Here is a 14,018-nt window from a genome sequence, read left to right as displayed (position 1 = left end):
TCGCTGATCCTGGACAGCTTCGCCGGTTCCGGCACCACCGGCCACGCGGTGCTCAAACAAAACGCCGAGGACGGCGGCAACCGCCGCTTCATCCTGGTCGAGATGGACGACAGCATCGCCCGCACCGTCACCGCCGAGCGCGTCAGGCGCGTGGCCGGCGGCTATACCAACACCAAGGGGCAGGCGGCGGCGGGCCTGGGCGGCGGCTTCCAGTTCTGCCGCCTGTCGGCCGAACCGCTGTTCGATGCCGACGGGCAAATCCGCCGCGACGTGAGCTTTGCGCAACTGGCCGAGTTCGTCTGGTTCGCCGAAACCGGCAGCGCCTGTCCGCCGTCATTCCGGGGCGGCGCAGCCGAACCCGGAATCCAGCGTCAAGCACTGGATTCCCGCTTGCGCGGGAATGACGTTTTGGCGCCGACACCCTTGCTGGGCATCCACGACGGCCGCGCCATCTACCTGCTCTACAACGGCATCCTGAAGGACAAATCCGTGGCCGGCGGCAACGTGCTGACCGGGCCGGTATTCGACCTGCTGCCGCCGTTCGCCGGCTCGAAGGTGATCTACGCCGCCGCCAACCGCATGGGCGCCCGCGCCGCCCGCGAGGGGGTTATCTTCAAGCAGACTCCGTACGCGCTGGTGGTGTAGCGTGATGATGGTTTTTTGCTCACAAAGCGAGGTGACCTCATGAGCACAACTGAAATCATCGAGCAGGCGCTCAAACTGCCGGCTGCCGAACGCTATGCGCTGCTGGAGCTGCTGCATCAGAGCCTGGATAAATCTGACCCGGCTATCGACGCGGCCTGGCAGCAGGAGGCACTGCGGCGCCTGCAGGCCTACGACGAAGGCCGCCTGGAGTGCGTTTCCCTGGAACAGGCATTCCAGGATTTGTGATGGAGCTTGTCTTTGCCGTTCTCGCCCGGGCCGAGATGGCGGAAGCAAGACGTTATTACGAACGCCAGCAGCGCGGACTCGGCCATGAGTTTGTGCGCGAGGCGTCCTTGTCCGCCCAGCGCATTCTGGAGCAGCCGTTGGCCTGGCAGGTAGAAATCGAGCCGGTGCGCCGATTCTTGTTCAACCGATTCCCGTACAAAATGCTGTACGCGATTCGCGGCGAGCGCATCGTCGTGTTGGCCGTCGCACACCAACATCGCGACCCTGAATACTGGATTGAAAGAATCGCACCGTGACCGCGTTTTCCCCCAAAACCTACCAGTCGCAGGTGCTCGAAAGCATCGAGGCCTACTTCCGCGCCTGCCACGAGCTGCCGTCGCCGTCGATTGCCTACACCGCCACCACGGAGCGGCTGTGGGGCCGGGGCATGGCCTACAACCCGCTGTCCGGCTTTCCACCCGACATGCCGTATTTCTGCCTGCGGGTGCCGACCGGCGGCGGCAAGACCTGGCTAGCCGCGAAAAGCGTGCAGCTTGCCAACACGCACCTGCTGCGCGCCGAGCGCAGCGTGATCCTGTGGCTGGTGCCGAGCAAGCCGATCCGCGAACAGACGCTGCGGGCGTTGCGCGATCGCAATCACCCCTACCACGCGGCGCTGCGCGAGGCCGGGCCGGTCGCGGTGCTGGACCTGGACGAAGCCCGGAGCCTGACGCGCGCCACGCTGGACACCGCCACCACGGTGATCGTGGCCACGCGCCAGGCGTTTCAGGTGCAGGACGAGGAATGCCGCAAGGTGTACCAGTCCAGCGGCGCGCTGATGCACCACTTCGAGCATCTCGGCCCGATCCAGCGCGCCGAGCTGCTGACCGAGGGTACGGGCGCCGATCAAATCACTCCGTACTCGCTGGCCAACGTGCTGCGCCTGCGCCGGCCGTTCGTGATCGTCGACGAGGCGCACAACAGCCGCACGGAACTGGCCTTCGACATGCTGGCGCGCTTTCGGCCCAGCGGCGTGATGGAGCTGACCGCCACGCCGGACCTGGAACGCACGCCCAGCAACGTGCTGCACAGCGTGTCCGCGGCGGAGCTGAAAGCCGAGGAGATGATCAAGCTGCCGGTGGTGCTGGAAACCGAACCGAACTGGCAGCAGTGTCTGGCCGACGCCATTGGCCGCCGCGAGGCGCTGCACCAGCTTGCGCAGCAGGAACAGCGCGCCGGTGCCGCCTACTTGCGGCCGATCGTGCTGATTCAGTCGGAGCCGCGCCGGGCCGGGGTGCAGACGCTGGATTTCGAGCGCGTGCGCCATGAGCTGATCGCCAATCACCGCATTCCGGCGGACGAAATCATTGTTGCCACCGGCGACGAACGCGGCCTGGAGCAGGTGGAGGCGGATTACAAACTGGGCATTCGCGACCCGGCCTGCCCGGTGAAATTCGTCATCACCCAGCGCGCGCTGGCGGAGGGCTGGGACTGCCCGTTTGCCTACATCCTGGTCAGCATGGCGTCGCTGTCGTCGGCCACGGCGGTGGAGCAGTTGCTCGGCCGCGTGCTGCGCCAGCCGGAGGCGAGCCACCGCCAGGCGCGGGCGCTGAATCAGTCCTACGCGTTCGTGGTGTCGCGCAACTTTGCCGAGACGGCCGGGGCGCTGCGCGACCGGCTGGTGGCCGGCGCCGGCTTCGAGCGGCGCGAGGTGGGCGAGTTCGTCACTGCGGCCCGCGACGAACAAGCCCGGCTCGATCTTGAAGGCCACGCCGGGCGCGTGGTGGTGCGGCCGGTGGTGATTACCTTGTCCGAGAAGCCGGACCTCAAAAGCGTGCCCAGGCCGGTGCGGGACAAGGTGAGCTGGGATGGCAAGCTGAACACACTGACCATCACGACGCCGCTGACGCAAGACGAGACCGAGCTGCTGCGCGCATCGGTGCAGTCCGAAACCGCTGCCGCTGCCATTGCCGAGGCGGCGCAGATCAGCCGCAGCACGGCCATCGAGTTTTTTCAGACGCCGGCCGAATCGGGCGAGCGTTTTCGGGTGCCGCAGCTGGCGCTGCGCGTGCAGGGCAAGTTGCAGCTGTTCGACGACCCGGAGGTGCTGGAGTACCCGTGGGACTTGTCGCCCTACGACGCCACGCCCACGGCCGACGACCTGCTGGCGCTGGACGGCAACCTGAAGGTGTCCGAAGGCGGCGAGATCGACGTGGACGCCCAGACCGGCAAGGTGTTTTCACGCTTCCTGCCGGACCTGCAGCGCGACCTTGGCCTGATCTACCAGCCGGAGCACTGGGACGCGGTACGCCTGGCGGCGTGGCTGTGCCGCAATCTGCCGGAGCAGTCTTTGACACACGCCAGCAAGCAGGCCTTCGTCGCCGCCTGGCTGGCCGGGTTGCTGAACCGCGAGGGCTTCACGCTGGCCCGCGCTAACCTGCAGAAATTCCTGATCCGAAGTCAGCTCGAAGCGCGTATCCGCGACCTGCGCAAACAGGCCGTCGGCAAGGCCTATCAGCAGGTGCTGTTCGGCGAGGATACCGCCGCACGCGTGGCCGTAAGCGACCACTACGCATTCGAGTTCAACCCGCACGCCTACGCGCCCGGCCGCGATTACGACGGCCGTTTCGGGGCGTTCGATTTTCGCCGGCACTTCTACGGCCGCATCGGCGACTTCGACAACAAGGAAGAATTCGAATGCGCCTGCTGGCTGGACACCCAGGCGCAGAAAGGCCGCATCCGGTTCTGGGTGCGCAATCTGGTGCGCCGCGAAGGCAGTTCGTTCTTCATGCAAAAGGCGGACGGGCGTTTTTACCCGGACTTCGTGTGCCAGCTACCCGCATCAAACGACCGGGCCGGGGCGGCGCTGGTGGTGGAATACAAAGGCGGCAACGGCTGGACCGACGCCCAGGACGACCGCCTGATCGGCGGCCTGTGGGCGGAGCTGTCGGAGGGGCGCTTCCGCTTCGTGATGGTGAAGGACAAGCGGTGGGAATGGATCGAGGAGCATCTGAGTTGAGCGAGCAATCTGCGACCGAACTCATGTCCGACGTGACCGATGAGGACGTGCTGGTCCTCGACTGGTTTCTGGAGTCAACCAAACTGGCCGGTCGGGCGATGAACGTGTCCATGCTGGAGGGTTTTCTGACGGCTATAGTCGTTGGCCCGCGTCTGGTGATGCCCTCCGAATGGCTACTCTGGGTATGGGACAAGCACGACGGCGAGGCGGTGGCCGACTTCACGAGCCCGGAGGCGGCCAACGTCGTGTTACAGCTGGTGATGCGCTTCTATAACACCGTGATTCGGAAGTTCATGGATGACCCGGCGGCCTTCAAGCCTGTGTGTTTGATGGGTGAGCAGTGGCGAGCCGAGGACTGGTGCGAGGGCTTCCTGATCGGCCAGCAGTTTGACCGGGAGGCCTGGGCCCTGGCCATGCTCGGCAATTCGGAGTGGTTCGCGCCGTTCATGCGCCTAGGCACCACAGAGGGGGACGAAATCACTGCAAGACAAGGTGGTCGCGAGCATTGGATACAGCAAATCGTACCCTCGCTGATGAACATTCACGCCTTCTGGCTGGCGAGACGCCCGACTGAGCCGAGCGGACTGGAGTACGAGAACTTTGACTGGGCACAACGCTCCCGCCAGCCGGCGGTGCGCGGGGTGCCCAAGGTGGGCCGCAACGACCCGTGCCCCTGCGGCAGCGGCCGGAAATTCAAAAAATGCTGTGGGGGCGTGGCTGCGACCCTGCACTGACTGCCCAGGAAACGCTCTCACCCCCGGGTCCATCAGCAGCTGCGCCCAATGGTCGGAGTCGCTCATGGCCACGGCAGCGTCTGTCTGGTTGTGACCGGTCAGGTATGCACGTGTGGACCCTGTACACATGTGTTGGCAACCCTGGTGGGCGACGGAGTTATTTGAGGCGCCGACAGCGAGGTTGCGGCCTTTATGCGAATTCGAAAGCAAGCCGTGGAGTGCGCTTGCACCGGGCAATCGCTAACTTTCGGACATCGGCCAGTCTGGCCAGCGAAATGGTGGGAGCGCCATGGTAGGAACGACTGAAAGGCTGGTGACAGCGACACTGAGCGATCCGCGTTGGGTGGCGGTGTGCGCTCGCGATGCCGCCGCCGACGGGCAGTTCTTCTACGCGGTAAGAACCACTGGCGTTTATTGCAAACCGTCCTGCGTGGCGCGTGCCGCGCGCCCGGAAAACGTGGAATTTCACGCCACTGCCGAAGCCGCCGAGCGGGCCGGTTTTCGTCCCTGTAAACGGTGCCGGCCCGGCCAGCCGACGTTGGCGCAACAGCACGCTGCGCTGATTGCCGATCTGTGTCGGTTCATCCAGGTCGCGGAGTCACCGCCCACTTTGCATGTACTGGCGCACCGGGCCGGACTCAGCCGGTATCACCTGCATCGAATTTTCAGAGCCGTCACCGGGGTCACGCCCAGGGCTTACGCGGCCGCCCATCGCGCCAGCCGTGTGCGGGTCGAACTGGGGCGCAGCGATACCATCACCGAGGCTATCTATGGCGCCGGCTTCAACTCCAACGGGCGTTTTTACGCGACCTCCAATCAGGTGCTTGGCATGACGCCGACCCAGTACCGCGCGGGCGGTGTCGATACCGCAATACGCTTCGCGGTCGGCCAGTGCTCACTGGGCGCAATTCTGGTGGCGGCTAGCGAGCGCGGTGTGTGCGCCATTCTGCTGGGTGACGATCCGGAGGCCCTGGCCCGCGATCTGCAGGATCGCTTCCCCCGTGCCGATCTGGTGGGCGGGGATGAGGATTTCGAGCAACTGGTAGCGCGCGTGGTGGGCTTTGTCGAAGCGCCGAGACTCGGACTGGACTTGCCACTGGACGTGCGCGGCACGGCCTTCCAGCAGCGCGTGTGGCAGGCACTGGGGCAGATTCCTGCCGGCAAGACCGTGACCTATACGGATATCGCCCGGCGTATTGGCGCACCAAATGCGGTGCGCGCGGTTGCCGGGGCCTGCGCTGCCAACCCCTTGGCGGTGGCGATTCCCTGTCACCGGGTGGTCAGCCTCAACGGTGGATTGTCCGGTTACCGTTGGGGTGTGGAGCGCAAGCGCGCACTGCTCGACCGCGAGGGCGATGTCTGATCGCGGGACTACGGGCGCGCTCGATCAATTCATTGTAAGAGAAGGTAAGTTTTCCCCGGCAGGGAACGAAATCCGGACTAAACGGCATTCTCACGGAACGTCCAACAACAGCAAGGTGTTGGTACGGCCAGAACCCGGTCGGTCGCCCTTGGTGATCAGGACTCGCATATTGGCGGAGATCAGGGCGCGTTCTTTCAGCAGATCCAGGGCGTCGTACGCGGCGCGCTCGTAGGGGCGGGCGCCACGATCGAAGCTGATTGCGGTCACGCCGCGCAGCAGGGCCATGCGCCGACGCGTACGGGCGTGCTCGGTCAGGGCGAACACCGGTACCTGGTGCAGCAGCCGCGACAGCAGCAGCGCGGTGTGGCCGGAGTCGGTCAGTGCTACCGCCGCGCCAAGCTCGCCGTGCCGGGTCAGGTACATGGCGGCCATGGCGATGGCCTCGTCGGTGCGCTCGAAGTGGCTGGCAAATCGCTCGATCGAGCGCTCGGTCACCGGGTAGCGTTCGGCGCCCAGGCAGATCCGCGCGACTGTCTCGACGGTCCGCACCGGGTAGGCGCCGGTGGCGGTTTCGGCAGACAGCATTACCGCATCGGTGCCGTCGATGACTGCGTTGGCGACGTCGAGCACCTCGGCGCGGGTCGGCACCGGGTTGGCGATCATAGACTCCATCATTTGGGTGGCGGTGATGCACGGGCGGTTCAGTTCGCGCGACACGGCGATGATGCGTTTCTGTACGCCGGGCAGTTCCGCATCGCCGATTTCCACGGCAAGATCACCGCGCGCCACCATCACCGCGTCGGCCGCTTCGACGATGCTCTCAAGCGCCGCTACTGCCTCGGTACGTTCGATCTTGGCCACGATCCGGGCGTGGCCACCGGCGCCACGCAGCAGCTCGCGGGCGAGCTCGATATCCAGCGCCCGGCGCACGAAGGACACGGCGAGGTAGTCCACCTCCAGCTCGGCGGCGGTGGTGATGTCCTGGCGATCCTTGGCGGTCAGGGCCGGTGCCGACAGGCCGCCGCCCTGTTTGTTGATGCCCTTGTGGGTCGACAGCAGGCCACCGGCTTCCACTTCGCAGCGCACAGCGCCGTCCTGCGCGGACAGCACGCGCAGCTGAATGAGCCCGTCGTTCAGGAGCAGACGATCGCCACTGGTAACGTCGTCCGCCAGTTCAGGGTAATCGGTACCTACCTGGGTGGCGTCGCCGTCGAGCTCGCCGAGCGCGGCGTCGATGGTGAACAGCTCCCCGGCCACCAGCATCACCGGCCCGTCGCGAAACCCGCGTACTCGCACCTTGGGGCCGGCCAGGTCCGCCAGTACCGCCACGTCGTAGCCCAGTTCGGCAGCGGCGGCGCGCAGGTCGCCAATGCGCCGTTCGTGGTCGGCCCGTACCCCGTGCGAGAAGTTGATCCGCGCCACGTTCATGCCCGCCTGCAGCAGTTGCATCAGCACCTGAGGTGGGTCGGTAGCCGGGCCGAGAGTGGCGACGATGCGGGTTTGGCGTTGTTTGATCATGGCAGGTCCGTGCGAAAGCCGAGTGCCGCCAGGTCTGCAGCGGTGTTGATGTTGCTGAACGCGCGTCGGGGGTGTTGCGACGACGCGCCTGGGTCTGTTACGTCCAAGTCCTCGGCAAAATCCACCTCAAGCCAGCCGATGGTCTGTAATAGATCCTGCACGCGTCGCCGGCCGTCGTCCAGGCAATGCTCGACCTGCGCCAGTGCCGTTTTGGGCAGCAGCACGCAGGCGTAGTGGTGGCGCACACCGTCGAAGGGCACGCGGGCGCGCCGGTCGCTCGGTGCCGCCGCATTCAGCAGCCGCTGACAAAGATCCGTCGGCAGATACGGCATGTCGCACGGTGTTGCCAGCAACCAGGATGTGGCGCAGACCTGCAGGCCGACGCGCAGGCCGGCCAGCGGACCGGCATCCAGAAACGGGCCATCCTCGAGCACGCGAAAACCCAGGGCGCGATAGACGTCGAGGTTGCGATTGGCGCTGACCAGCAGGCTGTCCACCTGTGGCGCGAGACGCTGCGCCACACGCTGCACCAGTGGCACGCCGTCGATTGGCAGCAGGCCTTTGTCGATACCGCCCAGGCGGCTACCGCGCCCGCCGGCAAGAATCAAACCCGTGACCGCCGCGGGTGGGCGGGTGACAGAGGCGTTGGCACAGTGACCGGGCATGGACTGACGCGCTATCCTTCTGCGCTCTTTCGACCCTCAGTGAGGGGCGGCGGCGGGCGCAACGACCCGTCAACACACTCCTCCAAGCTATGGCCCATCATACCCTCGACGCCCGTTACCTTCTGTGCCCAATGCCGGTGTTGCGCACGCAGGCGAAGATCCGCGACCTCGCGCCCGGCGACGTGCTGGAGGTGCAGTGCACCGATCACGGGGTGCTGGCCGATATTCCCGCCTGGTGCCGCATAAACGGTCATCGGCACATCGACAGTTTTGAACGCGACGGCGTGGTGACCATCATTCTTGAGGTGGGTAGCGATGCCGACGACCACCGCCAGTCCTGAGGGCAGCCGCCGCTACCAGGCCGGTCGCCGGGTCACGTTGTTCGCGGCTGGCATCAACCTGTTTCTGGCCATTATCAAGTTCACCGGCGGTATCTTCGGCCACTCGCAGGCACTGATCGCCGACGCCATCGACTCCAGCGCTGACCTGTTCAGCGACATGGCGGTGCTGTACGGCGCCCGCGAGGGTTCGCGTGCTCCCGACAGCAAACATCCCTACGGCCATGGGCGGGTCGAGACGCTGGTGTCGGTTTTTCTGGGCGCGGTGTTGTTGGCAACGGCCGCGGGTATCACGCTGAGCGCCGCCCAGCGACTGCTCAGTAGCGATTTGCTGATGCCGCCGGAGCCGGCCACCTTGCTGGTCGCCGTGATTGCGATCGGGCTCAAGGAATGGATCTATCGCTATACCTTGCGGGTCGGCCGCGAAACGCGCTCGCGCATGCTGGAGGCAAACGCCTGGCACCAGCGCACCGACTCGATTTCCTCTCTGGTGGTGCTGCTGGGTGTGGGCGGCAGCCTGTTGGGCATGCCGTATCTGGATCCGGTGGCCGCCATCGGCGTGTCGGTGCTGATCGCCCGTGTCGGCTGGCAACTGCTGTGGCAGTCAGTGTCGGAGCTGGCCGACGTGGCCCTGTCGCGCGACCGGGTAGCTGCCATTCGCGCGGCTATTCGCGACGTGGAGGGAGTGCACGACCTGCACTTGCTACGCACCCGCCAGGCCGGCCCCGACGCGCTGGTGGACGTGCACGTGCAGGTTAATCCGCACATCAGTGTGTCCGAGGGACATCGCATTGCCGAGCACATCCGCGAGCGCCTGATCGCAGATCTCGACGAGGTCAGCGACGTGCTGGTACACATCGACACCGAGGACGATCAGTCCTTCGAGCGCGGTCGTACCCTGCCGTTGCGGGCGGATCTGGAGCAGAAAATCCGCAGCACCATTGCCGGCCTGCCCAGCGCCGAGCAGGTGAAGCGGGTCCAGCTGCACTACGATGCCGACCGCATTGGCGTGGAACTGCACCTGCCGCTTGCCGTAACCACCGATACCCGGTCTGCCCAGGCATTGGCCGAGCAACTGTGCGCGCCGATACGCCTGCTGCCAAACATCGCCGAGGTGGCGGTGCACTTCGTTACCTGAGGGGTCCATGTCCGGCAATACCTTCGGCCGACTGTTTGCCGTCACAACCTTTGGCGAGAGCCACGGCCCGGCGCTGGGCGCCATCATCGATGGCTGTCCGCCCGGTCTGCCACTGGCCGAGGCCGACATTCAACCCGACCTGGACCGGCGCCGGCCCGGAACCTCGCGTTTCACCACCCAGCGCCAGGAAGCCGACCAGGTGGAGATCCTGTCCGGCGTGTTCGAGGGCCTGACCACCGGCACGCCGATTGGTCTGCTGATTCGCAATACCGACCATCGATCGCGTGATTACGAGGCGATCAAGGACAAGTTTCGGCCCGGTCATGCCGACTACACCTACCAGCAAAAATTCGCCCACCGCGACCACCGTGGCGGCGGGCGTTCGTCGGCCCGCGAAACCGCCGCCCGGGTGGCGGCTGGCGCGGTAGCGCGCAAATACCTGGCCGGACGCGGCATTCTTATCCGCGGCTATCTGGCGCAAATGGGCGACATCGCGCTCGCGCTGCGCGATTGGGCTGCGGTGCACGAGAACCCGTTTTTCTGTCCTGACCCGTCCCGTGTGCCGGAGCTGGAAGCGGCCATTACGCTGCTGCGCCGCGATGGCGATTCGGTCGGTGCGCGGGTGAACGTGGTTGCCAGCGGCGTGCAGCCGGGCCTGGGCGAGCCGGTGTTCGACCGCCTGGATGCCGACATCGCGCACGCCATGATGGGCATCAACGCCGTCAAAGGGGTCGAGATCGGCGCCGGTTTCGAGGTGGTGCGGCAAAAGGGCAGCGAGCACCGCGACCAGATGAGCGCTGCCGGGTTCCTGAGCAACCGGGCCGGAGGCGTTTTGGGCGGCATCTCCAGCGGTCAGGATATTACGGTCAGCCTGGCGCTGAAGCCGACTTCCAGCATTCGCCTGCCGGGTCGCACGGTGGACGTGCACGGTGCGGACACCGATATCGTCACCACCGGTCGCCACGACCCGTGCGTCGGCATTCGAGCGGTGCCGATCGCCGAGGCGATGCTGGCACTGGTGCTTATGGATCACCTGCTGCGTCAGCAGGCGCAAAACGCGGGCGTGGTATCGGTTACCCCGATCATCCCCGGCTCGATTGGCGACTGACGCACGGTCGGCGTTGCCCTATTGGCGACTGTCGGCTTTCTACCTGTTCTATTTCGCCATTCTGGGCGCGATGGTGCCGTACTGGACGGTGTTTTTGCGCGGGCGTGGGATGAGCGCGCTCGAAATCGGTCAGCTGATGGCGGTGGGCACGCTGACACGCATCCTCGCCCCCTGGGCCAGTGCTTGGGTGGGCGACCGCATGGCGCGGCGCATCGTGGTGGTGCGCCTGGCGGCGGCACTGATGACGGTGGTTTTCTGCGGCATGTTCGTTGCCGGCGGTTTCTGGCAGGTGGCGCTGATCACAGCCGCGTTCGGTTTTTTCTGGAACGCGGCGCTGCCACAGTTCGAGATCGTCACCCTGCGCCATCTGGACGGTGTCGGCAATCTGTATGGCCGCATCCGGTTGTGGGGGTCCGTGGGGTTTATCGGCGTGGTGCTGGGTGGCGGCTGGTTGCTGGAGCAGTCCGGCCTCGAGACCCTGTTGCTGGTGCTTCTGGCGACCATGGTCGGCACCTTTGTCAGCAGTCTTTTGGTACCCGACCGGGTCGGCGCACCGGCGGTGCAGGCGCGAGCCTCGTTGCGCGGCGCGCTGCGCAATCCGGCGGCGCTCGGTTTTCTGGTGGCGGCATTTCTGATGCAAGCCAGTCACGGCCCGTACTACGGTTTTTATTCGATCCTGCTCGAAGACCTCGGTTATACACGCAGCATGATCGGTGCCCTGTGGGCGCTGGGCGTGGTGGCGGAAGTTGCGGTGTTCCTGGCATTGGCGCGCCTGTTGCCGCGCCTGGGCGCGTCGCGGGTATTTTTGCTAAGCCTGCTGTTGGCAGCGGTGCGCTGGCTGGTGATCGGCCACGGCGCGGCGAGTCTGGGCTGGCTGTTGCCGGCGCAGATCCTGCACGCCGCTACCTTTGGTGCTTTCCATGTTGCGGCGTTAGCACAGGTGCAGCGCTTTTTCCCGGCTGCCCTGCAAGGACGCGGGCAGGCGCTCTACAGCGGCCTTTGCATGGGAGGTGGCGGCGCGCTGGGCGGTGTGGCGAGCGGATTCCTGTGGGACTCAGCCGGGCCGACACGGGTGTTCGAACTGGCAGCGGCCGCCGCCCTGGTCGCGGGCCTCTTATGGCAATGGCTTAACCGACTTTCCCCAGACGACGCCACCGCGGCAGCGCGATGACCTGCGATGCGCCACCGGTCGGTTGCGCGGGACTGGGCGTCGGCACGGCAAAGGCTTCCCGCACCGCCGTGTCGATGGTGTCCAGGAAACGTACGGTGGACAGGTCGGTGGCGGGCTGGTCAAGCACTTTTTCCCGGACCGGTTGCAGTGCTGCCAGCGTACATTCGGCCGAGACAAGAGCTCGGATGTGGTAGCATCGATTGGCTTTGTAGACTGCCTGTAACAGCTCACGTACCAGGCGGTCGTGCAGGCCGGTAGCCTGCAACAGGTCGGCCGGTTCCTTGGCCGACCTGTTGACCATAAGGTGGCAGGTGCCGAGCCGATTTTCGAGCCAGATGACAAGTTCGCGATAGGTCATGGCACAAGCCGACTCGATAGGTCTTCGATTCCAGGGTGAAGTTAGCCGCCGCGCGGTGGGTGCGGGCGGTGGCTTATTCTGGGAGGGTCTTTGTCGCTTGTCGAGCGGCCATGGCGACGCGTCGAGGCATATCCGGTAACGTCCGCTCCGGCGGGCTCAGGTCTGAAGTCAGCAACACACGGTAAGCGTGCCATGACCGGCAAAACCCTTTACGACAAGCTGTGGGATTCCCACGTCGTGCACACCGAAACCGATGGTTCGGTGCTGCTGTATGTCGACCGTCATCTGATTCATGAGGTGACTTCGCCGCAGGCCTTCGAGGGTCTGACGCTGTCGGGTCGCCGACCGTGGCGCACCGCGGCCAACCTGGCAGTGGCCGACCATAACGTGCCGACCACCGACCGCAGTGTCGGTATCGCCGACCCGGTGTCGCGTGAGCAGGTCGAAACGCTGGACCGCAACTGCGACACCTTCGGCATCACCGAATTTCGCATGAACGATCCGCGCCAGGGCGTGGTGCACATCATCGGTCCGGAGCAGGGCGCCACCCTGCCGGGCATGACGGTGGTGTGCGGCGATTCGCACACGTCGACCCACGGTGCATTCGCGGCCCTGGCCTACGGCATCGGCACCTCCGAGGTCGAGCACGTGCTGGCCACGCAGACGCTGCCGCAGCGAAAGTCGAAAAACATGCAGGTGCGGGTCGATGGCAGCCTGGGTCCGCATGTTTACGCCAAGGACATGATCCTGGCCATCATTGGCGCCATCGGCACCGCCGGTGGTACTGGCTATGCCATCGAGTTTGCCGGTGAGGCGGTGCGTGGGCTGTCCATGGAAGGGCGCATGACGCTGTGCAACATGGCCATCGAGGCCGGCGCGCGTGTTGGCCTGGTAGCGGTCGACGACACCACCGTCGACTACATCCGTGGCCGTCCGTTTGCGCCTCAGGGGCTGGCCTTGGAGCAGGCCGCTGCCGCCTGGCGGGGGCTGGTGTCCGATCCCGATGCCCGCTTCGACCGGGTCGTGGAATTGGACGCCGCCGCCATCATCCCGCAGGTGACCTGGGGCACCTCGCCCGAGATGGTGTTGCCGGTCGATGGCCGGGTGCCCGATCCGGCCGCCGAAACCGATCCGGCCCGCGCCGAGGGCATGCGCCGGGCGCTTGATTACATGGCGCTCGAAGCCGGTACACCGCTGGCCGCCATTGCCATCGACAAGGTGTTTATCGGTTCCTGCACCAATGGCCGCATCGAGGACTTTCGGGTTGCCGCGACCGTGCTCAAGGGCCGCAAGGTGGCTGGCAACGTGCGCCTGGCCCTGGCTGTGCCGGGCTCGGGCCTGGTCAAGCGCCAGGCCGAGGCCGAGGGGCTGGACGAAATCTTCCGCGCCGCCGGGTTCGAGTGGCGCGAGGCAGGCTGCTCCATGTGCCTGGCCATGAATGCCGATCAGCTGGAGCCTGGCGAGCGCTGCGCGTCTACCTCCAATCGCAACTTCGAGGGGCGCCAGGGGCAGGGCGGGCGCACCCATCTGGTCAGCCCGGCGATGGCCGCGGCGGCCGCGATCGCCGGGCATTTTGTGGACGTAAGGCAACTATGAAGGAGACACCGATGAACTGCGTGAAGTTACTGTTGGCCGCGGGCCTGTTGCTGTCACTGTCCGCCTGCAACACCCTCGCCGGCATTGGCAAGGACGTGCAGAGGGGTGGTGAAGCGATCGAGAAGTCAGCGAAGTAAGGC

14 protein-coding genes and 1 pseudogene are annotated in these 14,018 nt (G+C 65.7%); 12 read left to right on the top strand and 3 right to left on the bottom strand.

From position 1 onward, the window contains the following. From ABZF37_RS01030 to ada, 6 genes and pseudogenes are all read left to right on the top strand, one after another. Positions 1-645: pseudogene (locus ABZF37_RS01030) on the top strand (site-specific DNA-methyltransferase); the annotation flags it as partial. Between the two features lie 39 nt (positions 646-684). Continuing rightward, positions 685-891: an addiction module protein gene (locus tag ABZF37_RS01025; protein ID WP_372715816.1), complete on the top strand. Its 207-nt coding sequence runs from the start codon at positions 685-687 to the stop codon at positions 889-891. Beyond that, complete coding sequence (locus tag ABZF37_RS01020; protein WP_372715814.1) at positions 891-1,187, top strand: type II toxin-antitoxin system RelE/ParE family toxin; 297 nt, start codon at positions 891-893, stop codon at positions 1,185-1,187. Before ABZF37_RS01025 ends, ABZF37_RS01020 begins: the two co-directional genes overlap by 1 nt. Further along, positions 1,184-3,889 (top strand): DEAD/DEAH box helicase, encoded by a 2,706-nt coding sequence (locus ABZF37_RS01015; RefSeq protein WP_372715812.1) that lies wholly within the window; start codon positions 1,184-1,186, stop codon positions 3,887-3,889. Before ABZF37_RS01020 ends, ABZF37_RS01015 begins: the two co-directional genes overlap by 4 nt. Continuing rightward, on the top strand, positions 3,886-4,623 hold the full coding sequence (locus ABZF37_RS01010; protein ID WP_372715810.1) for a UPF0149 family protein: 738 nt from the start codon (positions 3,886-3,888) through the stop codon (positions 4,621-4,623). Before ABZF37_RS01015 ends, ABZF37_RS01010 begins: the two co-directional genes overlap by 4 nt. A gap of 289 nt (positions 4,624-4,912) precedes the next feature. After that, positions 4,913-5,986, top strand: coding sequence for a bifunctional DNA-binding transcriptional regulator/O6-methylguanine-DNA methyltransferase Ada (ada, locus tag ABZF37_RS01005; RefSeq protein ID WP_372715808.1), 1,074 nt, complete (start codon positions 4,913-4,915; stop codon positions 5,984-5,986). 90 nt (positions 5,987-6,076) lie between these two features. On the opposite strand, the gene pyk is transcribed toward ada, so the two are convergent. Together pyk and mobA are read right to left on the bottom strand one after the other, a co-directional pair. After that, on the bottom strand, positions 6,077-7,504 hold the full coding sequence (gene pyk, locus ABZF37_RS01000) for a pyruvate kinase (protein WP_372715806.1): 1,428 nt from the start codon (positions 7,502-7,504) through the stop codon (positions 6,077-6,079). Further along, the gene (gene mobA / locus ABZF37_RS00995; RefSeq protein WP_372715804.1) at positions 7,501-8,169 is read right to left on the bottom strand and encodes a molybdenum cofactor guanylyltransferase MobA; all 669 of its coding nucleotides are present in this window, start codon (positions 8,167-8,169) and stop codon (positions 7,501-7,503) included. Before mobA ends, pyk begins: the two co-directional genes overlap by 4 nt. An 89-nt stretch (positions 8,170-8,258) precedes the next feature. Between mobA and ABZF37_RS00990 the strand changes: the two genes are divergently transcribed. From ABZF37_RS00990 to ABZF37_RS00975, 4 genes are read left to right on the top strand one after another with little or no spacing between them, the layout of a single operon-like run. Then, complete coding sequence (locus ABZF37_RS00990; RefSeq protein WP_372715802.1) at positions 8,259-8,510, top strand: sulfurtransferase TusA family protein; 252 nt, start codon at positions 8,259-8,261, stop codon at positions 8,508-8,510. Then, positions 8,485-9,645 (top strand): cation diffusion facilitator family transporter, encoded by a 1,161-nt coding sequence (locus tag ABZF37_RS00985; RefSeq protein WP_372715800.1) that lies wholly within the window; start codon positions 8,485-8,487, stop codon positions 9,643-9,645. Before ABZF37_RS00990 ends, ABZF37_RS00985 begins: the two co-directional genes overlap by 26 nt. Positions 9,646-9,652: 7 nt before the next feature. Beyond that, positions 9,653-10,753: a chorismate synthase gene (aroC, locus tag ABZF37_RS00980; RefSeq protein ID WP_372715797.1), complete on the top strand. Its 1,101-nt coding sequence runs from the start codon at positions 9,653-9,655 to the stop codon at positions 10,751-10,753. A 13-nt stretch (positions 10,754-10,766) separates the two neighbouring features. Then, the gene (locus tag ABZF37_RS00975; protein WP_372715795.1) at positions 10,767-11,924 is read left to right on the top strand and encodes an MFS transporter; all 1,158 of its coding nucleotides are present in this window, start codon (positions 10,767-10,769) and stop codon (positions 11,922-11,924) included. Here ABZF37_RS00975 and ABZF37_RS00970 read toward each other — a convergent pair. Further along, on the bottom strand, positions 11,881-12,282 hold the full coding sequence (locus ABZF37_RS00970) for a hypothetical protein (RefSeq protein ID WP_372715793.1): 402 nt from the start codon (positions 12,280-12,282) through the stop codon (positions 11,881-11,883). The two genes, ABZF37_RS00975 and ABZF37_RS00970, sit on opposite strands and share 44 nt — an antisense overlap. A gap of 192 nt (positions 12,283-12,474) precedes the next feature. On the opposite strand from ABZF37_RS00970, the gene leuC reads away from it, so the two are divergent. Together leuC and ABZF37_RS00960 are read left to right on the top strand one after the other, a co-directional pair. Beyond that, positions 12,475-13,878 (top strand): 3-isopropylmalate dehydratase large subunit, encoded by a 1,404-nt coding sequence (gene leuC, locus ABZF37_RS00965; protein WP_372715791.1) that lies wholly within the window; start codon positions 12,475-12,477, stop codon positions 13,876-13,878. Between the two features lie 11 nt (positions 13,879-13,889). Next, positions 13,890-14,015: an entericidin A/B family lipoprotein gene (locus ABZF37_RS00960; protein WP_372715789.1), complete on the top strand. Its 126-nt coding sequence runs from the start codon at positions 13,890-13,892 to the stop codon at positions 14,013-14,015. The last annotated feature ends 3 nt before the right edge of the window (positions 14,016-14,018 follow it).

The sequence above is a fragment of the Immundisolibacter sp. genome (assembly GCF_041601295.1).
Classification (GTDB): domain Bacteria; phylum Pseudomonadota; class Gammaproteobacteria; order Immundisolibacterales; family Immundisolibacteraceae; genus Immundisolibacter.
Note: the sequence above shows the minus strand (reverse complement) of the source record. Positions and strands in the feature narration are given on the sequence as shown.